This window comes from Salegentibacter agarivorans (genome assembly GCF_900113135.1).
GTDB lineage: Bacteria > Bacteroidota > Bacteroidia > Flavobacteriales > Flavobacteriaceae > Salegentibacter > Salegentibacter agarivorans.
Window position 1 is genome coordinate 87,029 of record NZ_FOOH01000003.1, and the last position, 19,711, is coordinate 106,739.

Sequence of the window (19,711 nt, forward strand, 5' to 3'; positions counted from 1 at the left end):
AAATACTTCAAACTTTAAAAGAAATCTTTGCAGGTAAGAACAAACTAAACTCCCCCTTTGGGGGCCTGGGGGGCTGTGAGTTCCGCGAACAGGCTTTCTAAATTCTTTGTTTTTTGATTTAGCTGTAAAGTTTTTAATCCATTATCGTGGGCGAAATCGAATACTGCGGGGCGCATATCTTTTTTGGTGTCGAACGTGAGTTCATAGGCAAATCCGCCTACATTTTTAGCTGAAATTAGGTTTGGAATTTTCTGAATGGCCACTTGCTCCACCCTGTAATCGAATTCCACTAAAATAACCTGTTCATTTTCTTCCCTTAAATCTTTTAAATTTTTATCGGCAACTACCTTTCCTTTATTAATAATAATCACACGGTCACAAACGGCTTCAACTTCCTGCATAATATGAGTAGAAAGAAATATGGTTTTTCCAGATTTTTCCTTTCCAATATTTTTAATAAGGTTCCTGATTTCCACCAATTGATTTGGGTCCAATCCAGTGGTAGGTTCGTCTAAAATCAAAACCTGGGGATCGTGCAGCAGGGCAGTGGCAAGGCCAACACGTTGGCGATAACCTTTAGAAAGCTGCTCTATTTTTTTATTGGCTTCGGGTTTTAGCCCTGTGAGTTCTATTACTTGCTCAATTCGGGATTTATCGGTTTTAAAGATCCTGGAATTAAATTCCAAATATTCCCGAACGTACATTTCAGTATATAATGGATTGTGTTCTGGCAAATACCCAATTTGCTGTTGAATTTTATGTAAATCGTCTTCAAGGGAAATTCCGTTTACTTCCGCTTTTCCTTCCGAAGCAGTTAAATAACCGGTAAGGATTTTCATTAAAGTGGATTTTCCGGCGCCGTTTGGCCCCAAAAAGCCAACAATCTCTCCTTTGTTCAGCTTAAAAGAAACGGAGTCCAGCGCTTTTTGTTCACCATAAAACTTTGAAATTCCTTCAACATAAATAGACATAGCAAGCATTTTTTCAAAAGTAAGGATTTTTAACGCGCCAATAATAGTTCAAATTTAGATATAAAGGGTTTCAGAAAAGTCATCTCGTTAGGAATTTCGGAATTACTAAGTGATTATTTTGAAAGCTATTATAAATCTTTCGATGAATCTTTATAAAAAAAATAAAGTCTGTAAAAAGCTTATGAAAGCTTAAAAAAATCTAAAAAATGGTTTTTGTTTAGGTAATAATATTCTAATTTAGCCCCATAACAACGAAACAATGAATCACTTAATTAGCTGGAACGCATTTTACTTTTTTTATTTCTATTTCAGAGATAGGAACGGGAATGCTATGTAATTAAGTAAGAAATTATATAAAAAAGTCCCGATAAACATCGGGACTTTTTTTTTACTCGATAATCGAGATTAATTAGAAATTAATGGATAAAATTATCGCAATTCAGGGAGTGCAAGGCTCATTTCACCATTTGGTGGCCCAGGAATATTACCACCAGGAGGTTGAGGTTTTAGAGTGCATGTCTTTTGCTGAACTTACTAAAAGCCTTTTAAACGGTGATGCTACCGAAGGGGTGATGGCTATAGAAAACTCTATCGCCGGATCAATTTTGCCGAATTATGCACTTATAGATGAGAATAATCTAAAAGTGGTTGGCGAGCATTATATCCCGATAGATATGAATTTTATGGCTATGCCGGGACAAAAAATAGAGAATATTAAAAAGGTCCATTCGCACCCTATGGCACTTTTGCAGTGCAAGGAATTCTTTAAAAAACACCCACATATTAAGTTAATTGAAGACAGTGATACGGCCGAAGTAGCGCGAAGAATTTCAGAAAAAGGAAGTACAAAAGTTGCGGCGGTAGCGAGTAAAGCAGCGGCACAACTATTCGGACTGGAAATTCTTGCAGAAAGTATTCATACCAAGAAAAGCAATGCGACTCGTTTTTTGATTATCAGTACTAAGAAAAAAGAGCCAAATGGCGATAAAATAGATAAAGCTTCTTTAAAATTTGAATTGGAAAGTAGGCGTGGTAGCCTGGTTTCAGTATTGAATATTTTACGGGATTTCAATCTGGATATGACCAAAATACAGAGTATGCCCATTATAGAATTTCCGTGGAAATATTCATTTTTTATCGATGTGACTTTTGAAGATTATTCCGAATTCCAGAAAGCGATGGATATTCTAGAAGTAATGACCGAGCGATTAACAATTTTAGGAACCTACAAAAACAGTTTGTAATGATAGAGCAGGCAAAAAGGTTGAGCAACGTAAAAGAGTACTATTTTTCTACAAAATTGAAGGAAGTGCGTGCAATGGCAGCTGCCGGAAAAGATATTATTAATCTTGGTATTGGTAGCCCAGATTTGGCGCCACCGCAACAGGTTATCTCAGCTTTAAACTCAGCTTTGGTAAATACCGGTGCTCACCAATATCAGCCGTATAAAGGCACGCCAGATTTTAGAAATGCCATTGCTGAATTTTACCAAAATCATTACCAGGTTTCCCTGGATGCTGAAACTGAGATCCTTCCGCTTATGGGAAGTAAAGAGGGAATCACCCATATTTCTATGGCTTTTTTAAATGAAGGCGATGAGGTATTAATTCCAAATCCCGGATATCCAACTTATTCTTCGGTTACTGAACTTGTAGGCGCCAAAGCAGTTTATTACGATCTAAATGCTGAAGGAAACTGGTTGCCGAATTTGGAAGAATTGATCCAAAAAGATTTGAGCAAAGTAAAACTTATGTGGGTTAATTATCCGCATATGCCAACCGGAGCTTCTGCGAATGAAAAGCTTTTTGCTGATTTGGTAAAGTTTGGAAAGGAAAACAACATCTTAATTGTCAATGATAATCCGTACAGTTTTATCCTGAACGATAACCCAAAAAGTATTTTAAAGGCTGAAGGAGCTAAAGACATAGTTTTAGAACTGAACTCTTTAAGCAAAAGCTTTAATATGGCCGGCTGGCGAATAGGAATGCTCTGCGGAAGCGAAAAAAACCTAAATACGGTTTTAAAAGTAAAAACCAATATGGATAGCGGAATGTTCTATCCGCTTCAGGCGGGTGCTGCAGCGGCATTGCGCTTAAACGGAGAATGGTTTTCTGCCCAAAATGAGGTTTATCAAAGCAGAAAAGAAAAAGTATTGAAATTAGCTGAAGCTTTGCAGTGTAAACCTGAAAAAGACCAAACCGGAATGTTCGTTTGGGCCAGGGTTCCGAAGGGAACAAACGCAGAAGCTTTTGTAGATTTTCTACTGAATAAATATCACATTTTTACCGCGCCGGGTTTTATTTTTGGAAGTAATGGCGAAGGTTATATAAGATTTTCACTTTGCGCTACGGAAGAGAATATTCAACGAGCTATAAAAAGAGTTACATCATGAAAGTTCAAATAATAGGAATAGGACTTATAGGCGGATCTTTTGCACTTGATATTAAATCGGCTTTTCCCGAAGCTGAAATCTACGGAAGCGATGCTGATGAAAAGAATTTAAAAAAAGCGAAGGAACTCGGTATTATAGATCACTTGGCTCATATTGAAGATGTTCAGCACGCTGATGTTGTTTTGGTGGCAGTTCCCGTAGATGTTGCAAATAAAGTGGTGACAGAAGTTTTAGACCTGGTGAATGAGAATACGCTGGTTTTTGATGCCGGGTCTACAAAATCGGGGCTTTGTAAAGAGATCGCTAATCATCAAAACCGTAGAAATTTTTTAGCGGCTCACCCTATTGCAGGAACCGAGTTTTCCGGGCCTGAAGCGGCAATTTCTAACCTGTATAGGAATAAAACAAATATAATTTGTGAAGTTGAAAAAACAGCTTTTAAACTTCAGGAAAGAGCGCTAAACATCTTTCAGAAACTGGGAATGCGAATTCGATATATGGATCCGGTTTCGCACGACAGGCATATTGCCTACGTCTCGCATCTATCACATATAAGTTCATTTATGCTTGGAAAAACGGTTTTGGAAAAAGAACGTAACGAGCGCGATATTTTTGATTTGGCGGGCAGTGGATTTGCTTCTACGGTAAGACTTGCCAAAAGTTCGCCGGCAATGTGGTCGCCAATATTCAGGGAAAATAAGGAGAATGTGCTGGAAACTTTAACTGAATATATTAATAACCTTACGCATTTTAAAGACTTGCTGGAAAATGATGATTTCCAGGAAGTTTATAATGAAATGCAACGCACCAATCATATTAAATCAATTTTAAACGGAATAAATTAAAAATCAGGATTAAATTTTAAATTATGGAAAACAACAAAGAACAAAGAAAGTGGCTTGACGATTTCGGATTAGATCATCCGTTAGTAATCGCAGGACCTTGCAGCGCTGAAACCGAAGAACAGGTTTTAAAGATCGCTCACCAGTTAAAAGATACCGATGCCACGGTTTTACGTGCCGGAATTTGGAAACCCAGAACCAGACCGGGAAATTTTGAAGGAGTTGGAGCGCTAGGTTTAAAATGGTTAAAAAAGGCCAAAGAAGAAACCGGAATGCTAACCACTACTGAAGTTGCGAATGCACACCACGTAGACCTTGCTTTAGAAAACGATGTGGATATTCTTTGGATTGGCGCCAGAACAACGGTTTCACCGTTTATTGTTCAGGATATCGCTGATGCTCTTAAGGGCACCGATAAAACTGTATTGGTGAAAAACCCGGTAAATCCAGATCTTTCACTTTGGTTGGGAGCTGTGGAAAGATTTCATACTGCCGATATCAAAAATTTAGGAGTAATTCACCGTGGATTTTCTGCTTACGAAAAAACCAAGTACAGAAATAACCCTGAATGGCAGATCGCTATTGAGCTTCAGAATAAATTTCCAGATCTTCCTTTAATTTTAGATCCGTCACATATTGCAGGACGTAGAGACATTATTTTTGATCTTTGCCAGACTGCTTTAGACCTGAATTACGACGGACTTATGGTTGAGACCCACCACACTCCCGATGATGCCTGGAGTGACGCTGCACAGCAAATCACCCCCGCAACACTTGTTCAGATTATGAAAGATTTGAAAATTAGAAAAGAGGTTTCAGAAAGTGAAGAATTTCAGAATAAATTAAGCACTTTAAGAGCTAAAATTGATGTAGCCGATAATCAATTGATCGAGCTGCTTTCAAAAAGGATGAAAATTTCTGATGAAATTGGCCAGGTGAAAAAAGCACAGAACGTTTCGGTTTTACAAACCAAAAGATGGAATGAAATTCTTGGGAATATGGTTTTGGAAGGAGAGCAACACGGATTAAGTGAAGAATTTATTCTGCGTTTATTTAAAGCGGTTCACCAGGAATCTATTAACCACCAGGAGAAAATTATGAAAGCTTAAGAATCTTGTTTTCCATGATTTTTGGTTTAAAGGCAAGTAGTAAATGTTGCATTTGCTATTTTAGCAAAGTGGTTGTTTGAAAAAAATTAAAGGACGTCATCCTGTCCCGAGACTTCGGGATTGTTTCCGTCAAGCTGAACTTGTTTCAGCTTCTAATAGGTTAACAACTTAGATCCTGAAACGAGTTCAGGATGACGGTTTAAGAAAACTTTCAAACAGCCACTTAAAAATCATAATGTGAATGAAAGGAACCGTTTATAAATCTACCGGAAGCTGGTATCAGGTGAAAAGTGAAGCGGGAACGTTTTATGACTGCCGAATTAAAGGAAAATTCAGGATTAAAGGTATTAAAAGTACCAATCCTGTGGCCGTTGGCGATAAGGTAGAATTTGATATTGAAGATAAGGAAGGTGCAGAGCAAGGAGTGATCAAAAAGATTGAAAAGCGGGAGAATTATATTATTCGAAAATCGGTTAATCTTTCTAAGCAAACCCATATCATTGCCTCCAATATAGACCAGGTTTTTTTACTGGTTACGCTTAATAATCCTCCTACACTTACCACTTTTATAGATCGTTTTTTAGTTACTGCGGAAGCTTACCACGTAAAAGCGGTTTTGCTTTTCAATAAAGTTGATAGCTATAATGAAGATGAATTGGTAGAGGTGAAATACCTGGCGGCCATGTATAGAAATGCAGGTTACGATTGTATAGGAATTTCAGCCACTACCGGAAAAAATGTAGATAAAGTTAAGGAGATGATGCTGGGTAAAACCAGTATGTTTGCCGGCCATAGCGGTACTGGAAAATCAACTTTAATTAATGCCATAGAACCCGGTTTAAATTTAAAAACTTCCCGGATTTCTGAACAGCATAAACAGGGGCAGCATACTACTACTTTTGCTGAAATGTTTGACCTTTCTTTTGATGCAAGAATTATTGATACCCCGGGAATTAAAGGTTTTGGGGTGGTAGAAATTGAGCGTGAAGAATTGGGTGACTATTTTCCTGAATTTTTCAGAATAAAACAAGATTGTAAATTTCATAATTGTTTACACCTGGAGGAACCAAAATGCGCTGTAAAAGACGCCCTGGAAGAAGGTGAAATTGCCTGGAGCCGTTATAAAAGTTATTTACAGATTTTGGAAGGAGAAGAAGACAATTACAGAACAGATATTTATCCAAAGAAATGAGAGTAGTTTTACAGCGGGTTTCTAAAGCCTCCGTGCAAATAAACCACGAAATTAATGCGGTAATGCGCACCGGTTTATTGATTTTATTAGGAATAGAAAATGAAGACTCGCAGGAAGATATTGACTGGCTTTGCAATAAAATAGTGAAAATGCGCATTTTTAGCGATGATAATAACGCGATGAATCTGTCTTTGTTAGATGTTGACGGCGATGCCATTGTAGTAAGTCAGTTTACCTTACATGCTTCTACCAAAAAAGGGAACAGACCCAGTTTTATAAAAGCGGCCAAACCTGATGTTGCGGTTCCACTCTATGAAAAATTTATTGAAAAATTTGAAGAAACTTTAGGAAAACCAGTGGGAACCGGAGAATTTGGTGCAGATATGAAGGTGGAACTAATTAATGATGGGCCAGTGACAATAATTGTAGATTCTAAACAAAGGGAATAAAAATGAACATAGAAAACGCGCAAAAAGCGGTAGACGATTGGATAAATGAACACGGAGTTCGGTATTTTAACGAGCTTACCAATATGGCGCAACTTACCGAAGAAGTAGGTGAAGTTGCCCGAATTATTGCACGCCGTTATGGTGAGCAAAGTGAAAAAGAATCTGATAAAGATAAAGATTTAGGAGAAGAGCTGGCAGATGTAATTTTTGTAGTGCTTTGTCTTGCCAATCAAACCGGGGTTGATCTCCAGGAAGCTTTTGATAAAAAACTGGATTTAAAAACTAAAAGAGATCACGACAGGCATCATAACAACGAAAAGTTAAAATAATGAAATTCAAAGAGATGATTTCGCAAAAAGCCTTCTGGAAATCGGTTTTATTCCTCGGCCTGGGCTTTCTAATTGTGTATGATATTGTAAGTATGCTGTTTGAATACGGCGGATTTCATTTTGAAGCCTATTTCACTGAACGTACAGAAGATGGGAAGTTATTTCGCTTTATTGTGGGCCAATTTCTTGCAGCTTTTGTTTATGGATTCATCATTTCGTTTGGGCAATTCAGGGCAAAAAGAAAGAAGGATGCTGAAAATTAATATAAGCAATTAATGAACTTAGAAATTTCAAATACAAAGAAGCACCTTAGCGGCACTATAAAAGTTACCGGTTCTAAAAGTGAATCTAACCGTTTACTAATTTTACAGGCTTTATATCCAAACTTAAAGATTAGTAATCTTTCTAATAGTGACGATACCCATTATTTGCGAAAAGCTTTAAAATCTGAAGATGAATTAGTTGACATTCATCACGCGGGTACGGCAATGAGATTTCTAACCGCTTATTTTTCAAGTCTGGAAGGTAGGGAAGTAGTTTTAACCGGAAGTAAAAGAATGACCGAGCGCCCTGTTAAACTCCTCGTAGATGCACTAAAACAAATGGGAGCCGATATTTCTTATGAAAACAACGATGGCTACCCTCCAATTAGGATTAAAGGAAAAAAACTTACCGCAAATCGTGTTTCTTTACAGGCTAATATTAGTAGTCAGTATATTTCGGCCTTAATGCTTATTGCACCTTCACTTCCCAACGGTCTCGAAATAAATTTGGAAGGTGAAATTACTTCTAGCCCTTATATTAAAATGACATTAGAAATCTTGCAACGTGCAGGAATTAAAGGGGTTTTTCAAGGAAAAACGATTAAAATTGAACCTACTCAGGATGTAGAAAAGCAGACTCTGGCTGTTGAATCAGATTGGAGTTCAGCTTCATATTATTATAGTTTAGCTGCGATTAGCGATTCTGCCGATTTAAAATTAAGCACTTATAGAAAAACCAGTTTACAGGGAGATTCCTGCCTGGCTAAAATTTATAAGCAATTTGGTGTAACCACCAGGTTTGAAAATGATCATATTATTTTAGAAAAACGTCCTGGTACTAAACCAAAACATATTGAAGAAAACCTTCAAAATTCGCCAGATATCGCCCAAACAATTGCAGTAAGCTGTTTGGCCTTAAATGTACCCTGCCACCTTACCGGTTTACATACACTAAAAATTAAAGAAACCGATAGGCTGGTAGCTCTAAAAACCGAAATTGAAAAATTTGGCAGTCAGGTAAAAGTGACCAACAACAGTTTAGAACTTCTTCCGAAGCAAAATTTCTCTCAAAATGTTTCAGTAGGTACCTATAACGATCATCGTATGGCAATGGCTTTTGCGCCTTTAGGGCTTAAAATTCCTTTTGAAATTGAAGATGCTGAAGTGGTTTCAAAATCCTATCCCGGGTTTTGGGAAGATTTTGAAAAACTCGGTTTTAAGATTGAAAAAACTTCAATTTAAAAGCTTTTTTTAAATAAACCGTTAATTACTTGACAACCCCTATCTTGAGATTGTATATTTGCCGCTTCTAAAAATGCAATTATGGGAATGAAACTTTCACACTTCAATTTTGAACTTCCGGATGAACTTCTGGCAGAGTACCCTTCAGAAAACAGGGACGAAGCCAGGCTAATGGTTCTAAACAGGAAAGAACAAACAATTGAACATAAACAATTTAAAGATATTCTAGATTATTTCGAGCCTGAAGATGTTATGGTATTGAACAATACCAAAGTATTTCCGGCACGTTTATATGGTAATAAAGAAAAAACCGGTGCGAGAATCGAAGTTTTTCTTTTAAGGGAATTAAATCCTGAAACCAAACTTTGGGATGTTCTTGTAGATCCTGCGAGAAAAATTAGAATCGGGAATAAACTTTATTTTGGAGATGACGAAAGTTTAGTTGCTGAGGTTATAGACAACACTACTTCCCGTGGAAGAACACTTCGTTTTCTTTACGATGGTTCTTACGAAGATTTCAGAAAAAAATTAAAGGAATTGGGAGAAACTCCACTTCCAAAATATATTAAGCGTAATGTTGAACCTGAAGATCAGGAGCGTTACCAAACTATCTATGCAAAAGAAGAAGGGGCTGTAGCAGCACCAACTGCCGGGCTTCATTTTTCTAAACACCTTTTAAAGCGTTTGGAAATTAAAGGAGTAGATTTTGCTGAAGTTACATTACACGTAGGTTTGGGAACGTTTAGTCCGGTTGAGGTAGAAGATCTTAGCAAACATAAAATGGATAGTGAAGAAGCTTTTATTGAAAAGAAAGCTACACAAACCATTAACAAAGCAAAACTGGAAAACAGGCGGGTTTGTGCTGTGGGTACTACGGTAATGCGTGTTCTGGAAAGCTCGGTTTCTTCAAACCATACTTTGAATGAGTTTGGTGGATGGACCAATAAATTTATCTTTCCTCCTTACGATTTTAGTATAGCGAACTGTATGATTACTAATTTCCATACTCCAAAATCTACGCTGCTTATGATGATCTCGGCTTTTGCCGGTCACGATTTTATGAAGCGAGCTTACGAAGAGGCGGTAAAAGAGAAATACCGTTTCTATACTTATGGAGACGCCATGTTGATTATCTAGTTTTTAATTTGATATAATCTTAAGCCACGAATTCATTAATGTTAGTGAATTCGTGGCTCTTTTATTTTTTAGAAAAAAGGATATTTTTCGTGTACGTCTTTAAGTAGTTTTTTAACTTCAAATTTTTCTTATCATCACCATTTAAAACACTTAGCTTCAGCTTAACTTAAAAATCCTTTAATTCTTAGTACTTTTGCAGCGTGAAAAACAAGAAGAAAGACATACGGGCACTTACCAAAGCACAACTGCAGGAATTTTTTGTAGCCAATGGCGATAAATCTTTCCGCGGAAGCCAGGTATATGAATGGCTTTGGAATAAAGGTGCGCACAGTTTTGAGGCGATGACCAATATCTCTAAGGCTACCCGCGAAATGCTGGACGAGAATTTTGTGATTAATCATATTCGTGTAGATCAAATGCAGCGCAGCAGTGACGGTACCATTAAAAATGCCGTAAAATTACACGATCAACTTACGGTAGAATCGGTTTTAATTCCTACAGCTAACCGAACCACGGCCTGCGTTTCTTCGCAAGTAGGCTGCAGCTTAGATTGCCAGTTTTGTGCTACCGCAAAGTTAAAAAGAATGCGAAACCTTAATCCTGATGAAATTTACGATCAGGTGGTTGCTATAGATAATGAAAGTCGTTTGTATTTTGACAGGCCGCTGAGCAATATTGTTTTTATGGGAATGGGTGAGCCGCTTATGAACTACAATAATGTAATGAAGGCGGTAGAAAAGATCACTTCCCCCGAAGGTTTAGGAATGTCCCCAAAGCGAATTACTATTTCTACCTCGGGCGTTCCAAAAATGATTAAAAAACTGGCTGACGATGAAGCGAAGATTAAGCTCGCTGTTTCCCTTCACTCTGCTATAGATGAAGTGCGAACCCAAATAATGCCTTTTAATGAAACCTTTCCTTTAAAAGATCTTCGGGAAGCTTTAGAATATTGGTATTCTAAAACTAAAAGCCGAATTACTTACGAATACATTGTTTGGAAAGATATTAACGACACTCGAAAAGATGCCGAAGCCTTGCTGCGCTTCTGTCAATATGTGCCGTGCAAGGTGAATTTAATTGAATACAATCCTATAGACGATGGTAATTTTCAACAGGCTTCTTCCCGGGCTACAGATATGTACCAGCAAATTCTAGAAAGCAATGGGATTACGGTAACTGTAAGGCGCTCCCGCGGAAAAGATATAGATGCTGCCTGTGGTCAATTAGCTAATAAATCGGCTTAATTTACGCTTTAAAATTACTTAATCTTTGAAAGAAAAACCACTGATGAATATTCTCTATAAATAATTATCTTTGGTGGCTTAATGAAAGTAATTTCCCAAATAAAACTTCCGGTTGAGAAAGAGATGGAGCTTTTTGAAAAAAAGTTCCTGGAATCAATGTCCTCCAAAGTTGCACTGCTCAATAGGATAACGCATTATATTGTTAACCGCAAAGGAAAGCAGATGCGACCTATGTTTGTTTTCCTGGTTGCCAAAATGGTTTCGGACGGGAGCGTGAACGAGCGTACTTATCGCGGTGCATCGGTAATAGAGCTTATTCATACCGCTACTTTGGTTCACGATGATGTGGTAGACGATTCTAATCGCCGCCGTGGATTCTTCAGCATAAATGCATTATGGAAGAACAAGATTGCCGTTTTAGTAGGCGATTATTTACTTTCTAAAGGTTTACTACTTTCTATAGATAATAATGATTTTGACCTGCTTAAAATTATTTCAGTCGCGGTTCGGGAAATGAGTGAAGGTGAATTGCTTCAAATAGAAAAAGCTAGGCGTTTAGATATTACTGAAGCTGTTTATTACGATATTATTCGACAAAAAACCGCTACTCTTATTGCTGCTTGTTGCAGTTTGGGAGCGGCCTCGGTGAAACCAGATTCTGATGCGATTGCTAAAATGAGACGATTTGGCGAATTAATAGGGATGGCATTTCAGATTAAAGATGACCTTTTTGATTATGGCGATGAGCAAATTGGTAAACCCACAGGAATTGATATTAAAGAACAAAAAATGACTTTGCCTTTAATTTACGCCCTTAATAATTCGACTAAAAAAGAGAAGGATTGGGTGATTAATTCGGTTAAAAATCGCAATAAAGATAAGAAGCGGGTAAAAGAAGTAATCCAGTTTGTAAAAGACAAAAACGGTCTTGATTACGCAGTAAAGCGTATGGAAGAATTTCAACGGGAAGCTTTATTAATCCTGGAAGATTACCCGTCATCACCTTATCGCGAATCGCTGGAACTCATGGTAAATTACGTGATAGAGCGTAAAAAATAAGGCTGTTCGTTAGGTTTAATGAAGTAACGAAACAGCCTTAAATAGTTCTTAGAGAAATTATAGATTAGTTATCGTCTTCGTGAATTTCTTCATCTATTTCTCTTTCTACTTTTTCTGCACCTTCTTCAACTTTTTTGGCGCCTTCTTTCACTTTTTCTCCGGCTTTATTCACATTGTCTTCAATGTCTTTGCCTATTGCTTCTACGGCATCTTCTGTTTTTTCCTGGGTAGTTTCACGGCAGGAATATAAACTAAGCGTAAAAATGCTAATTAATAATAAAACTAACTTTTTCATTGAAATTTGATTTTGGTTTAAACTAAAAAAAGCCACTTTCTATTACAAAAGTGGCTTTAGAATTTCTTAGAAAGAAACGATTACATGTTATCGTCTTCGTTCATTTCTTCTTCCATTTCTTGCTCAGCTTCATTAGCTTCAGCTTCTATTTCGTTACCAGCTTCTTCCATCTCGTTTCCTGCTTCATCAGCAGCGTTTTCGATGTCTTCACCAGCAGACTCTATAGCGTCTTCTGTGTTTTCTTCAGTAGTTTCTCTACAAGAGTAGATAGAAAGTGACATTGTTGCAACAGCAAAAAGTAAAAATAATTTTTTCATTTTAGAATATGTTAATTAGTTGAAGGAACAAATTTAAACTATTTTTTAATTGTGCAAGGGATTCTTTTCAATCAAATATTTCCAATATCTTTTGGGGACGTGTTGGTGATGAAGCCTAATGTTTATGCGGGATTTGATGGTAGTGGCTTCAAAATAATTCTTCCATAATTTCTGAAAATCCTGTTCGTGGGAATCAAAGAAATAATCATTTTCTTCTGAAGAACCCGAATTTTTAGCAAAATCAATATTGATAATATTGGTGGTAGTTAGATTATAATAGAGACCGAATTTACGTTTCAAGTCATAAATTATCCATTCCTGGTCGCTATAGCGGGAGGTAAAATGATGCTTTATAACCGGAAGCACATTAAAATCGGGTTCAATCGTTGCAAAATAGATACTGTCTTTTGTAAGTTGAAATCTTACAAAAGCTTCCATACGGTGTTTTTCCCGGCTTACCTTTTTAGCCGTTTGCGCAATTTTAAGCACGTGCGAATTGGCGAAATCCCCGTCTATACTCTCTTTACGCTGAAATGTATGCTGAAAATATTTTAAAATTTCTAATTCAATTCCCGGTTCTTCACTTAAATAAGCGAAATATATGTTTTTTACACCGCGAGCTGTTGCAATTTTTTTAAAAGCTTTCCAAACCCTTTCAGCCTTTGGTTTTTCAGTTATTACTTCAAGGTGGTTGCTAAATAATTCTTCACTGGCTATCCCGGGAGGATGTATTGCCACTACCTGCAATTTTTCCTCATAATTAAGGAATATGCAGGTAAGTAATCCATTCAAACTACCATCGTAACTTAATGAAGTTGTAGAATTCATTTAAAATAAACTTAACTGGCTGCTATATTCTTTCCTGAATTTCCCAACCGAATTTCGAAGAATAAGCGATTTGATTTTTGCTGAACCCAGATCTTTTGTTTCCCAACCGCGGGAATCACAAATTATAAAATATTTCGCCCGGTTAAGGGCAACGCCAATTGCCTTTAAATGATCATAGTTCAATTTGCGGTATTTTCTTGCGTTTAAAATCTTGCTTACCGATTTTAAACCAACTCCTGGAATTCTCAACAAAGTTTCTTTTTCAGCCCGATTAATATCTACTGGGAAATGCTGCGGATTTCTTAAAGCCCAGCTTAATTTTGGATCTACTTCTACATCTAAATTTGGAAACTGCGGGTTTAATAATTCGTTTACTTCAAACCCGTAAAAACGCATTAGCCAATCGGTTTGATAGAGCCGATTTTCCCTAAGCATTGGTACTTGCGAGCCAAGCGAAGGTAACCGCGGATCGTTTCTAATTGGCACATAACCGGAATAATAGACCCGCTTCATATTATAATTCTTATAATAATGATTTGCCGAAAGCATAATCTCCCGGTCACTTTCTCCCGTGGCTCCCACAATCATTTGTGTGCTCTGGCCGGCCGGGGCATATTTTGGTGTGCTTTTAATTAATTTTTTCTCAGAATTATATTGAATAATTTCATTCTTCACCTTTTCCATAGGTTTTATAAAATCGGCGTGATCTTTTTCGGGAGCAAGTTTTTTTAATCCCGACACTGTTGGAATTTCAATATTTACACTTAACCTATCAGCGTAAAGTCCGGCTTCGTGCATAAGCTCGTCGCTGGCTCCAGGAATTGATTTTAAATGAATATAGCCGTTAAAATTTTCTTCCAGTCGAAGTTTTTTTGCCACCTGGATTAGACGTTCCATCGTAAAATCGGCATCTTTAAAAATTCCTGAACTAAGAAATAATCCTTCAATATAATTACGCCTGTAAAAATTGATGGTGAGATCTACCACTTCCTGAACTTTAAAAGCTGCTCGTTTAATATCGTTACTGCGGCGGGTTACACAATAAGCGCAATCAAAAATACAATGATTGGTAAGCAAAATTTTAAGCAGAGACACGCAACGACCATCTTCGGTATAGGAATGGCAAATTCCCATTCCGTCAGAATTTCCAAGGCCTTTATTTTTATTTGAGCGCTTACTGCCACTACTGGAACAGGAAACATCGTATTTTGCAGCATCAGCCAGAATTTCCAGTTTTTCCTTAATTCGGTCGAACATCATACTATTCGAAGTTTGAGTCAAAAATAGGAAAAAATCCGATAAATTGGAATAAATACTAATTTTTAAAATCCGGATAATTTTCAGGATCTTCCCCCGCCAGTTTCGCGAAATTACGATAAGCCCGTTCTACCTGTTCTTCTGGAGTTGTATTAAATTCTTCCTCGGTAACATTATATTTTTGCTGAAGGGAATCCAGGCTTTGGTGCATTTCTTCCCTAACTTCGGCATAATCTGGATGGTTATATAGGTTGGTCATTTCTGTTGGATCTTCTTTGAGGTCGTATAATTCCCATTCATCTATATCATCATAAAAATGTATTAATTTAAAGCGATTGGTTCTAATACCGTAGTGTCTTTTCACCATATGAAAGGCCGGGAAATCGTAATAATGATAATAAATTGCATTCCTAAAATCTTTATCTGAAACTGAATTATTCATTAAAGTGCGTAAAGATTTTCCCTGCATATCTTGGGGAATTTCTGCATTCGCAAAATCGAGAAAAGTTGGCGCAAAATCCAGGTTTTGCGTTAGCGCATTTATTTCGCTTCCTGCTTCAATTTCGCCTGGAAGTTGCATTAACATAGGCATCGCCAAAGATTCTTCGTACATAAACCGCTTGTCAAAAAATCCTTTTTCACCTAAATAAAAGCCCTGGTCTGTGGTATAAACAATTAGGGTATTTTCATCTAAACCCGATTCTTCAAGATAATCTAAGATTTCCCCAACCCCTTCGTCTACCGAAGCAACAGTGGCAAGATAATCTCTTAAATAACGCTGGCCTTTCCATTTTGCTAATTCTTTCCCGGTCAAATTAGCTTCGTGAAAAGCATCATTTTTAGGTCGGTAAGCTGCATTCCAGGTATCGCGTTGTTCTTTCGTCATTCTGCCAAAATCTGTTTTCCAGGGATTATGCCTTAAAGAATCGCTACCTTTCTCTACACTCATTTTTAGATCGTGACCTTCGTACATATCTTCATAAATGGTTTGCAGCTGTTGTTGTGCGGCTACCTGGCCCTTGTGATCTGAAAAATAACTATCGGGTAAAGGGAATTCAATAGAATCATATTTATTTAAATGCCTTAAAGCAGGCATCCAGTTTCTGTGGGGAGCCTTATGTTGCACCATAAGCATAAAGGGTTTGTCTTTTGCACGGTTATTTTTTAACCAGTCCAGGCCCATTTCGGTAATAATATCGGTAGCATAACCTTCAATCCTGGTCGTATCTTTTCCTTTAATGAAATCTGGATTATAATAATTTCCCTGATCTACAAGTATATTCCAGTGGTCAAAACCTTCAGGTAAACCATGAAGATGCCATTTTCCTACCAGGGCGGTTTGATAGCCCACTTCTTTTAGGAATTTTGGTAGGGTAGGTTGGGAACCATCAAACACTTCCCCATTCATTCTAAATCCGTTTTCGTGGCTATGTTTTCCTGTTAAGATTACAGCGCGGCTGGGCCCGCAAATGGAATTAGTGCAAAAGTTATTATTAAATTTTACGCCATTTTGGGCAATTCTATCAATATTAGGCGTAGGAGCTAATTTACTAACGGGATGACCGTATGCACTAATCGCCTGTGCAGCATGATCATCGGTCATTATAAAAACTATATTGGGTCGTTTTGTTTCAAATTTTTTGTCTTCTTCTTTTTCTGAATTATTGTTCTTACAGGAAATCAAAGAAATACTTAGTAGAAAAAAGCTTAAAAATTGAAGAGAAATTTTGTTAGAAAACATAAAGGAAGATTTTGGTGAGGAAGAACTAATGTACAAAAAGTATGTAATTTTGTTTTAAATTAGACCTATACAAGAACTGCTCAATTGGATTTTATGAAGTTTTTTCAACTGAAAATATTATTTATTTTATTATTTGGTTTTCAGTGCTATAGCTTGCTTTCACAACAGCTTACGCCTCCCATACATAATTATTCTTCTACCACGTATGAAGCGGCCAGCCAGAACTGGGATATTGATGTAGACGAAGAAGGTGTGATTTACGCGGCGAATAATCAGGGCCTACTAAGTTTTGATGGTCAAACCTGGGAATTGTCTTCTTTGCCCAATGGTAGTATTATTCGTTCGGTTTTTGTTTATGAGGATAAAATCTTTACGGGATCTTATAAGGAATTTGGATATTGGAAGAAGGATGATACGGGAGAATTGTTCTATACTTCCCTTATCCCAAAGCTTGGAAAATACGCAATGCAAAGTGAAGAATTTTGGGAAATCCTGGAGTTTAACGGTGATATCTATTTTCGATCTTTTGGAGCAATTTATAAATATGATAATAAGACTATAAAACCTATTCAGAATATTGTAAGTAATAAGATGTTGGTTTATAGAGATAAGCTCCTGTTCGCGGTGAGAAAGAATGGGATACATTTTTTAGATGAGAATAACGAATTACAAAAGCTTCCAAATCAGGAAATTTTAAATGATGAAGTAATCGTAGATATGGCAATCCAGGGAGAAAACCTCATTATTGGAACCAGGGAGAAGCTATTTAAGTATAACGCCACTGGCTGCAAATTGTTGAAGGATACTAAATTGATGAATGAGTTGGAAAGTTCTGAACTTAATCACATCATGACCTTAGATAACCAAAGAATACTTTTAGGTACTGTTAAGAACGGAATAATAAACTATGATGAAGCAACGCAATCTTACACTATTTTTAACCGAAATAGCGGACTTCAGAATAATACCGTCCTGGGCTTTGTAGAGAAACATGGTAATATTTGGTTAGGCCTGGATAACGGAATAGACCGGATAGAAATTGACTCTCCAGTAGAGTTTTACACCGATGATACCGGCGAATTAGGAGCAGTTTATGATCTTGTTTTTTATAATGATAAAATGTTCCTGGCCAGTAATACCGGCGTTTATACTTTTAATAATAATCAGCTTGAAATTATTAAAGGTGCAGAGGGCCATACCTGGAACCTCGAGATCCTGAACGATACATTATATGTAAACCATAATACGGGCACTTATTACTTAATTCAGGATAGACTGATGCCTGTAGAAACTTCTACAGGAAGTTTTAAAATTAGTGCGGTACCCTACAGCAGAAATGAATATTTAATTAGCAGTTATACCGGAATTCGAAATTTTAGCAGAAAAGATGACAGCATCCATAATCTTGACAGTTTAAATTTTCCGGTTAAAAATGTTGTTTTTGAAAATGAAACCAGCCTTTGGGCAGCACACCCTTACGAAGGTCTTTACAGGGTAGGATTAAAAAATAACTTCAAGGAAACTCAGTTTATAGATAAAATCAAAATCCCCGACTGCGGCAACAGTATTAATACAAATGTTTTTGTAATTAATAATCAAATAGCTGTTTTTAATGGCGACCAATGGTTTAAATACAATTCTTTTAAAGATTCATTATTTGTTTTTGAAGAATTACAGGCTTTTAGAAAACATAAAATGTTACTGAAAGATGAAGGTTCATATTGGTTTAGCCATACCGAAAACAATTCGCTTAAATTAACCAATTTTGATGATGAAAATATTGTAATTGCTCCCGGAAACCTCAATAACAGGCTGGTAAAGAATTATGAGGAAATATTAAAAAATGGAGATTCGCTCTACTATATTGCCTTAAATGATGGTTTCGCAAGATTAGACCTGGCCAGATATGTAAAAAATTTAGATGATGTTCATATTAGCACGCCTACAGTTAAGGGTTTTCTTAATATTAATGGCCGCCATTCTCTGGAAAATAATATTGAGATTCCTTATAAAAGTTCAAGGGACCTAAATATATATACTTCTTTTCCGGTTTCTGAAGCTATGGGATTACGGTATCGTTTAAGGGGAGAAGATACGCTAAGCGGGGAAGTTAAAAATGGAGTGATAAATCTGCAAAACCTTAATCATGGCGATTATGAGTTACAACTTCTGGCCGTAGGTCCGCAAGCTAAAATAGCAAAAAAGAACAGTTTTAATTTTAGTATTCAGCCCCCGTGGTATCTATCTAAATTAATGAAACTGGTTTATATGCTTATTATTCTTTCTTTGGTGGTTTTGGTGTATTGGTATAACCAGCTGAAACTTAGAAAACACCAACGAGTTTTAGAAGAAAAATTTGAAAAGGAACACCAGGAACGTCTCAATAATCTTGAAAAAGAAAGATTAAAGAATCAAATAAACTTAAAAAGAAAAGAGTTGGCTAATACTACTATGGTGGCGGCAAAGAAAAATGAAATGTTGATGGAAATTCAAAATGAATTGAATAAAGATAAAAGTAATTTTCCCAATCAATTTAAAATGAAGCATATATTAAATAAGATAAACCGTGCTATTAAAAATAAGGATGAATGGCAGGTATTTGAAACTAATTTTAATGAATTGCACCAGGATTTTTTTAAAGATATTCTGGATAGTTACCCTCATCTTACTAGCAAAGATTTAAAGCTTTGCTCTTATCTTAAAATGAACCTTACTTCAAAAGAAATTGCCCCATTAATGGGTATTTCTGTGCGCGGTGTAGAAGTACATCGTTATCGCCTTCGAAAGAAAATGGATCTGGATAAAAAGGAGAATTTGACAAATTTTCTGATTAAAAATTTCTAAGTTCTCAAATTAAGCCTATTTAATTAACATAAAATAACTACGTCATTACTACATCAGCCCTTTAAGTCTTTGTTAAATAATTACTTCAAATAGTTAGTAAAAAACTGTTAATCAGTAATTTAAAGGCTTAATTTTTTTGATGTAGCAGTAGTGTACTATATCGTTTGCGTGAACACTAAGCTTGGTTGTATCTTTCTGTT

At 36.6% G+C, this 19,711-nt stretch carries 19 protein-coding genes; 13 read left to right on the forward strand and 6 right to left on the reverse strand.

The genetic code is table 11. From position 1 onward, the window contains the following. Window positions 1-44: 44 nt before the first annotated feature. A complete protein-coding gene (gene gldA / locus BM084_RS03725) occupies window positions 45-971 on the reverse strand; it encodes a gliding motility-associated ABC transporter ATP-binding subunit GldA (protein ID WP_075327839.1) in 927 nt (308 codons plus the stop codon). Window positions 972-1,390: 419 nt separating this feature from the next. Here gldA and BM084_RS03730 point away from each other — a divergent pair, with 419 nt between their 5' ends. From BM084_RS03730 to BM084_RS03785, 12 genes are all read left to right on the forward strand, one after another. Next, a complete protein-coding gene (locus BM084_RS03730) occupies window positions 1,391-2,215 on the forward strand; it encodes a prephenate dehydratase (protein WP_093302842.1) in 825 nt (274 codons plus the stop codon). Next, on the forward strand, window positions 2,215-3,363 hold the full coding sequence (locus tag BM084_RS03735) for a pyridoxal phosphate-dependent aminotransferase (RefSeq protein ID WP_093302844.1): 1,149 nt from the start codon (window positions 2,215-2,217) through the stop codon (window positions 3,361-3,363). The genes BM084_RS03730 and BM084_RS03735 overlap by 1 nt, the downstream gene beginning before the upstream one ends. Next, a complete protein-coding gene (locus tag BM084_RS03740) occupies window positions 3,360-4,208 on the forward strand; it encodes a prephenate dehydrogenase (protein WP_177195649.1) in 849 nt (282 codons plus the stop codon). The genes BM084_RS03735 and BM084_RS03740 overlap by 4 nt, the downstream gene beginning before the upstream one ends. A 23-nt stretch (window positions 4,209-4,231) precedes the next feature. Beyond that, window positions 4,232-5,314 carry a bifunctional 3-deoxy-7-phosphoheptulonate synthase/chorismate mutase type II gene (locus BM084_RS03745; RefSeq protein ID WP_057480513.1) on the forward strand — a complete coding sequence of 361 codons (1,083 nt, stop codon included), beginning with the start codon at window positions 4,232-4,234 and terminating at the stop codon, window positions 5,312-5,314. A 241-nt stretch (window positions 5,315-5,555) separates the two neighbouring features. After that, a complete protein-coding gene (gene rsgA / locus BM084_RS03750; RefSeq protein ID WP_075324789.1) occupies window positions 5,556-6,506 on the forward strand; it encodes a ribosome small subunit-dependent GTPase A in 951 nt (316 codons plus the stop codon). Beyond that, complete coding sequence (gene dtd / locus BM084_RS03755) at window positions 6,503-6,955, forward strand: D-aminoacyl-tRNA deacylase (RefSeq protein ID WP_075324788.1); 453 nt, start codon at window positions 6,503-6,505, stop codon at window positions 6,953-6,955. Before rsgA ends, dtd begins: the two co-directional genes overlap by 4 nt. Before the next feature lie 2 nt (window positions 6,956-6,957). Continuing rightward, window positions 6,958-7,284 (forward strand): nucleotide pyrophosphohydrolase, encoded by a 327-nt coding sequence (locus tag BM084_RS03760; protein ID WP_075324787.1) that lies wholly within the window; start codon window positions 6,958-6,960, stop codon window positions 7,282-7,284. Continuing rightward, complete coding sequence (locus BM084_RS03765) at window positions 7,284-7,547, forward strand: hypothetical protein (protein ID WP_075324786.1); 264 nt, start codon at window positions 7,284-7,286, stop codon at window positions 7,545-7,547. Before BM084_RS03760 ends, BM084_RS03765 begins: the two co-directional genes overlap by 1 nt. Before the next feature lie 12 nt (window positions 7,548-7,559). Further along, the gene (gene aroA, locus BM084_RS03770) at window positions 7,560-8,789 is read left to right on the forward strand and encodes a 3-phosphoshikimate 1-carboxyvinyltransferase (protein ID WP_093302847.1); all 1,230 of its coding nucleotides are present in this window, start codon (window positions 7,560-7,562) and stop codon (window positions 8,787-8,789) included. Window positions 8,790-8,870: 81 nt separating this feature from the next. Continuing rightward, a complete protein-coding gene (gene queA / locus BM084_RS03775) occupies window positions 8,871-9,926 on the forward strand; it encodes a tRNA preQ1(34) S-adenosylmethionine ribosyltransferase-isomerase QueA (RefSeq protein WP_177195650.1) in 1,056 nt (351 codons plus the stop codon). A 200-nt stretch (window positions 9,927-10,126) separates the two neighbouring features. Then, window positions 10,127-11,170: a dual-specificity RNA methyltransferase RlmN gene (gene rlmN, locus BM084_RS03780; RefSeq protein WP_075324784.1), complete on the forward strand. Its 1,044-nt coding sequence runs from the start codon at window positions 10,127-10,129 to the stop codon at window positions 11,168-11,170. Between the two features lie 81 nt (window positions 11,171-11,251). Next, window positions 11,252-12,229, forward strand: a complete 978-nt coding sequence (locus BM084_RS03785) for a polyprenyl synthetase family protein (RefSeq protein WP_075324783.1) — start codon at window positions 11,252-11,254, stop codon at window positions 12,227-12,229. 64 nt (window positions 12,230-12,293) lie between these two features. On the opposite strand, the gene BM084_RS03790 is transcribed toward BM084_RS03785, so the two are convergent. The 5 genes from BM084_RS03790 to BM084_RS03810 all read right to left on the reverse strand — a co-directional run bounded on the left by BM084_RS03790 (window position 12,294) and on the right by BM084_RS03810 (window position 16,667). Continuing rightward, window positions 12,294-12,524, reverse strand: a complete 231-nt coding sequence (locus tag BM084_RS03790) for a hypothetical protein (RefSeq protein ID WP_075324782.1) — start codon at window positions 12,522-12,524, stop codon at window positions 12,294-12,296. A gap of 80 nt (window positions 12,525-12,604) precedes the next feature. After that, window positions 12,605-12,841, reverse strand: coding sequence for a hypothetical protein (locus BM084_RS03795; protein ID WP_075324781.1), 237 nt, complete (start codon window positions 12,839-12,841; stop codon window positions 12,605-12,607). A gap of 45 nt (window positions 12,842-12,886) precedes the next feature. Then, entirely contained in the window at window positions 12,887-13,669 is a 783-nt protein-coding gene (locus BM084_RS03800) for a TIGR03915 family putative DNA repair protein (RefSeq protein WP_093302849.1), read from the reverse strand. Next, on the reverse strand, window positions 13,670-14,929 hold the full coding sequence (locus BM084_RS03805; RefSeq protein WP_075324779.1) for a putative DNA modification/repair radical SAM protein: 1,260 nt from the start codon (window positions 14,927-14,929) through the stop codon (window positions 13,670-13,672). 55 nt (window positions 14,930-14,984) lie between these two features. Next, window positions 14,985-16,667 (reverse strand): sulfatase family protein, encoded by a 1,683-nt coding sequence (locus BM084_RS03810; protein WP_093302851.1) that lies wholly within the window; start codon window positions 16,665-16,667, stop codon window positions 14,985-14,987. 93 nt (window positions 16,668-16,760) lie between these two features. Here BM084_RS03810 and BM084_RS03815 point away from each other — a divergent pair, with 93 nt between their 5' ends. Next, window positions 16,761-19,511, forward strand: a complete 2,751-nt coding sequence (locus tag BM084_RS03815) for a helix-turn-helix and ligand-binding sensor domain-containing protein (RefSeq protein WP_093302853.1) — start codon at window positions 16,761-16,763, stop codon at window positions 19,509-19,511. Window positions 19,512-19,711: the final 200 nt, after the last annotated feature.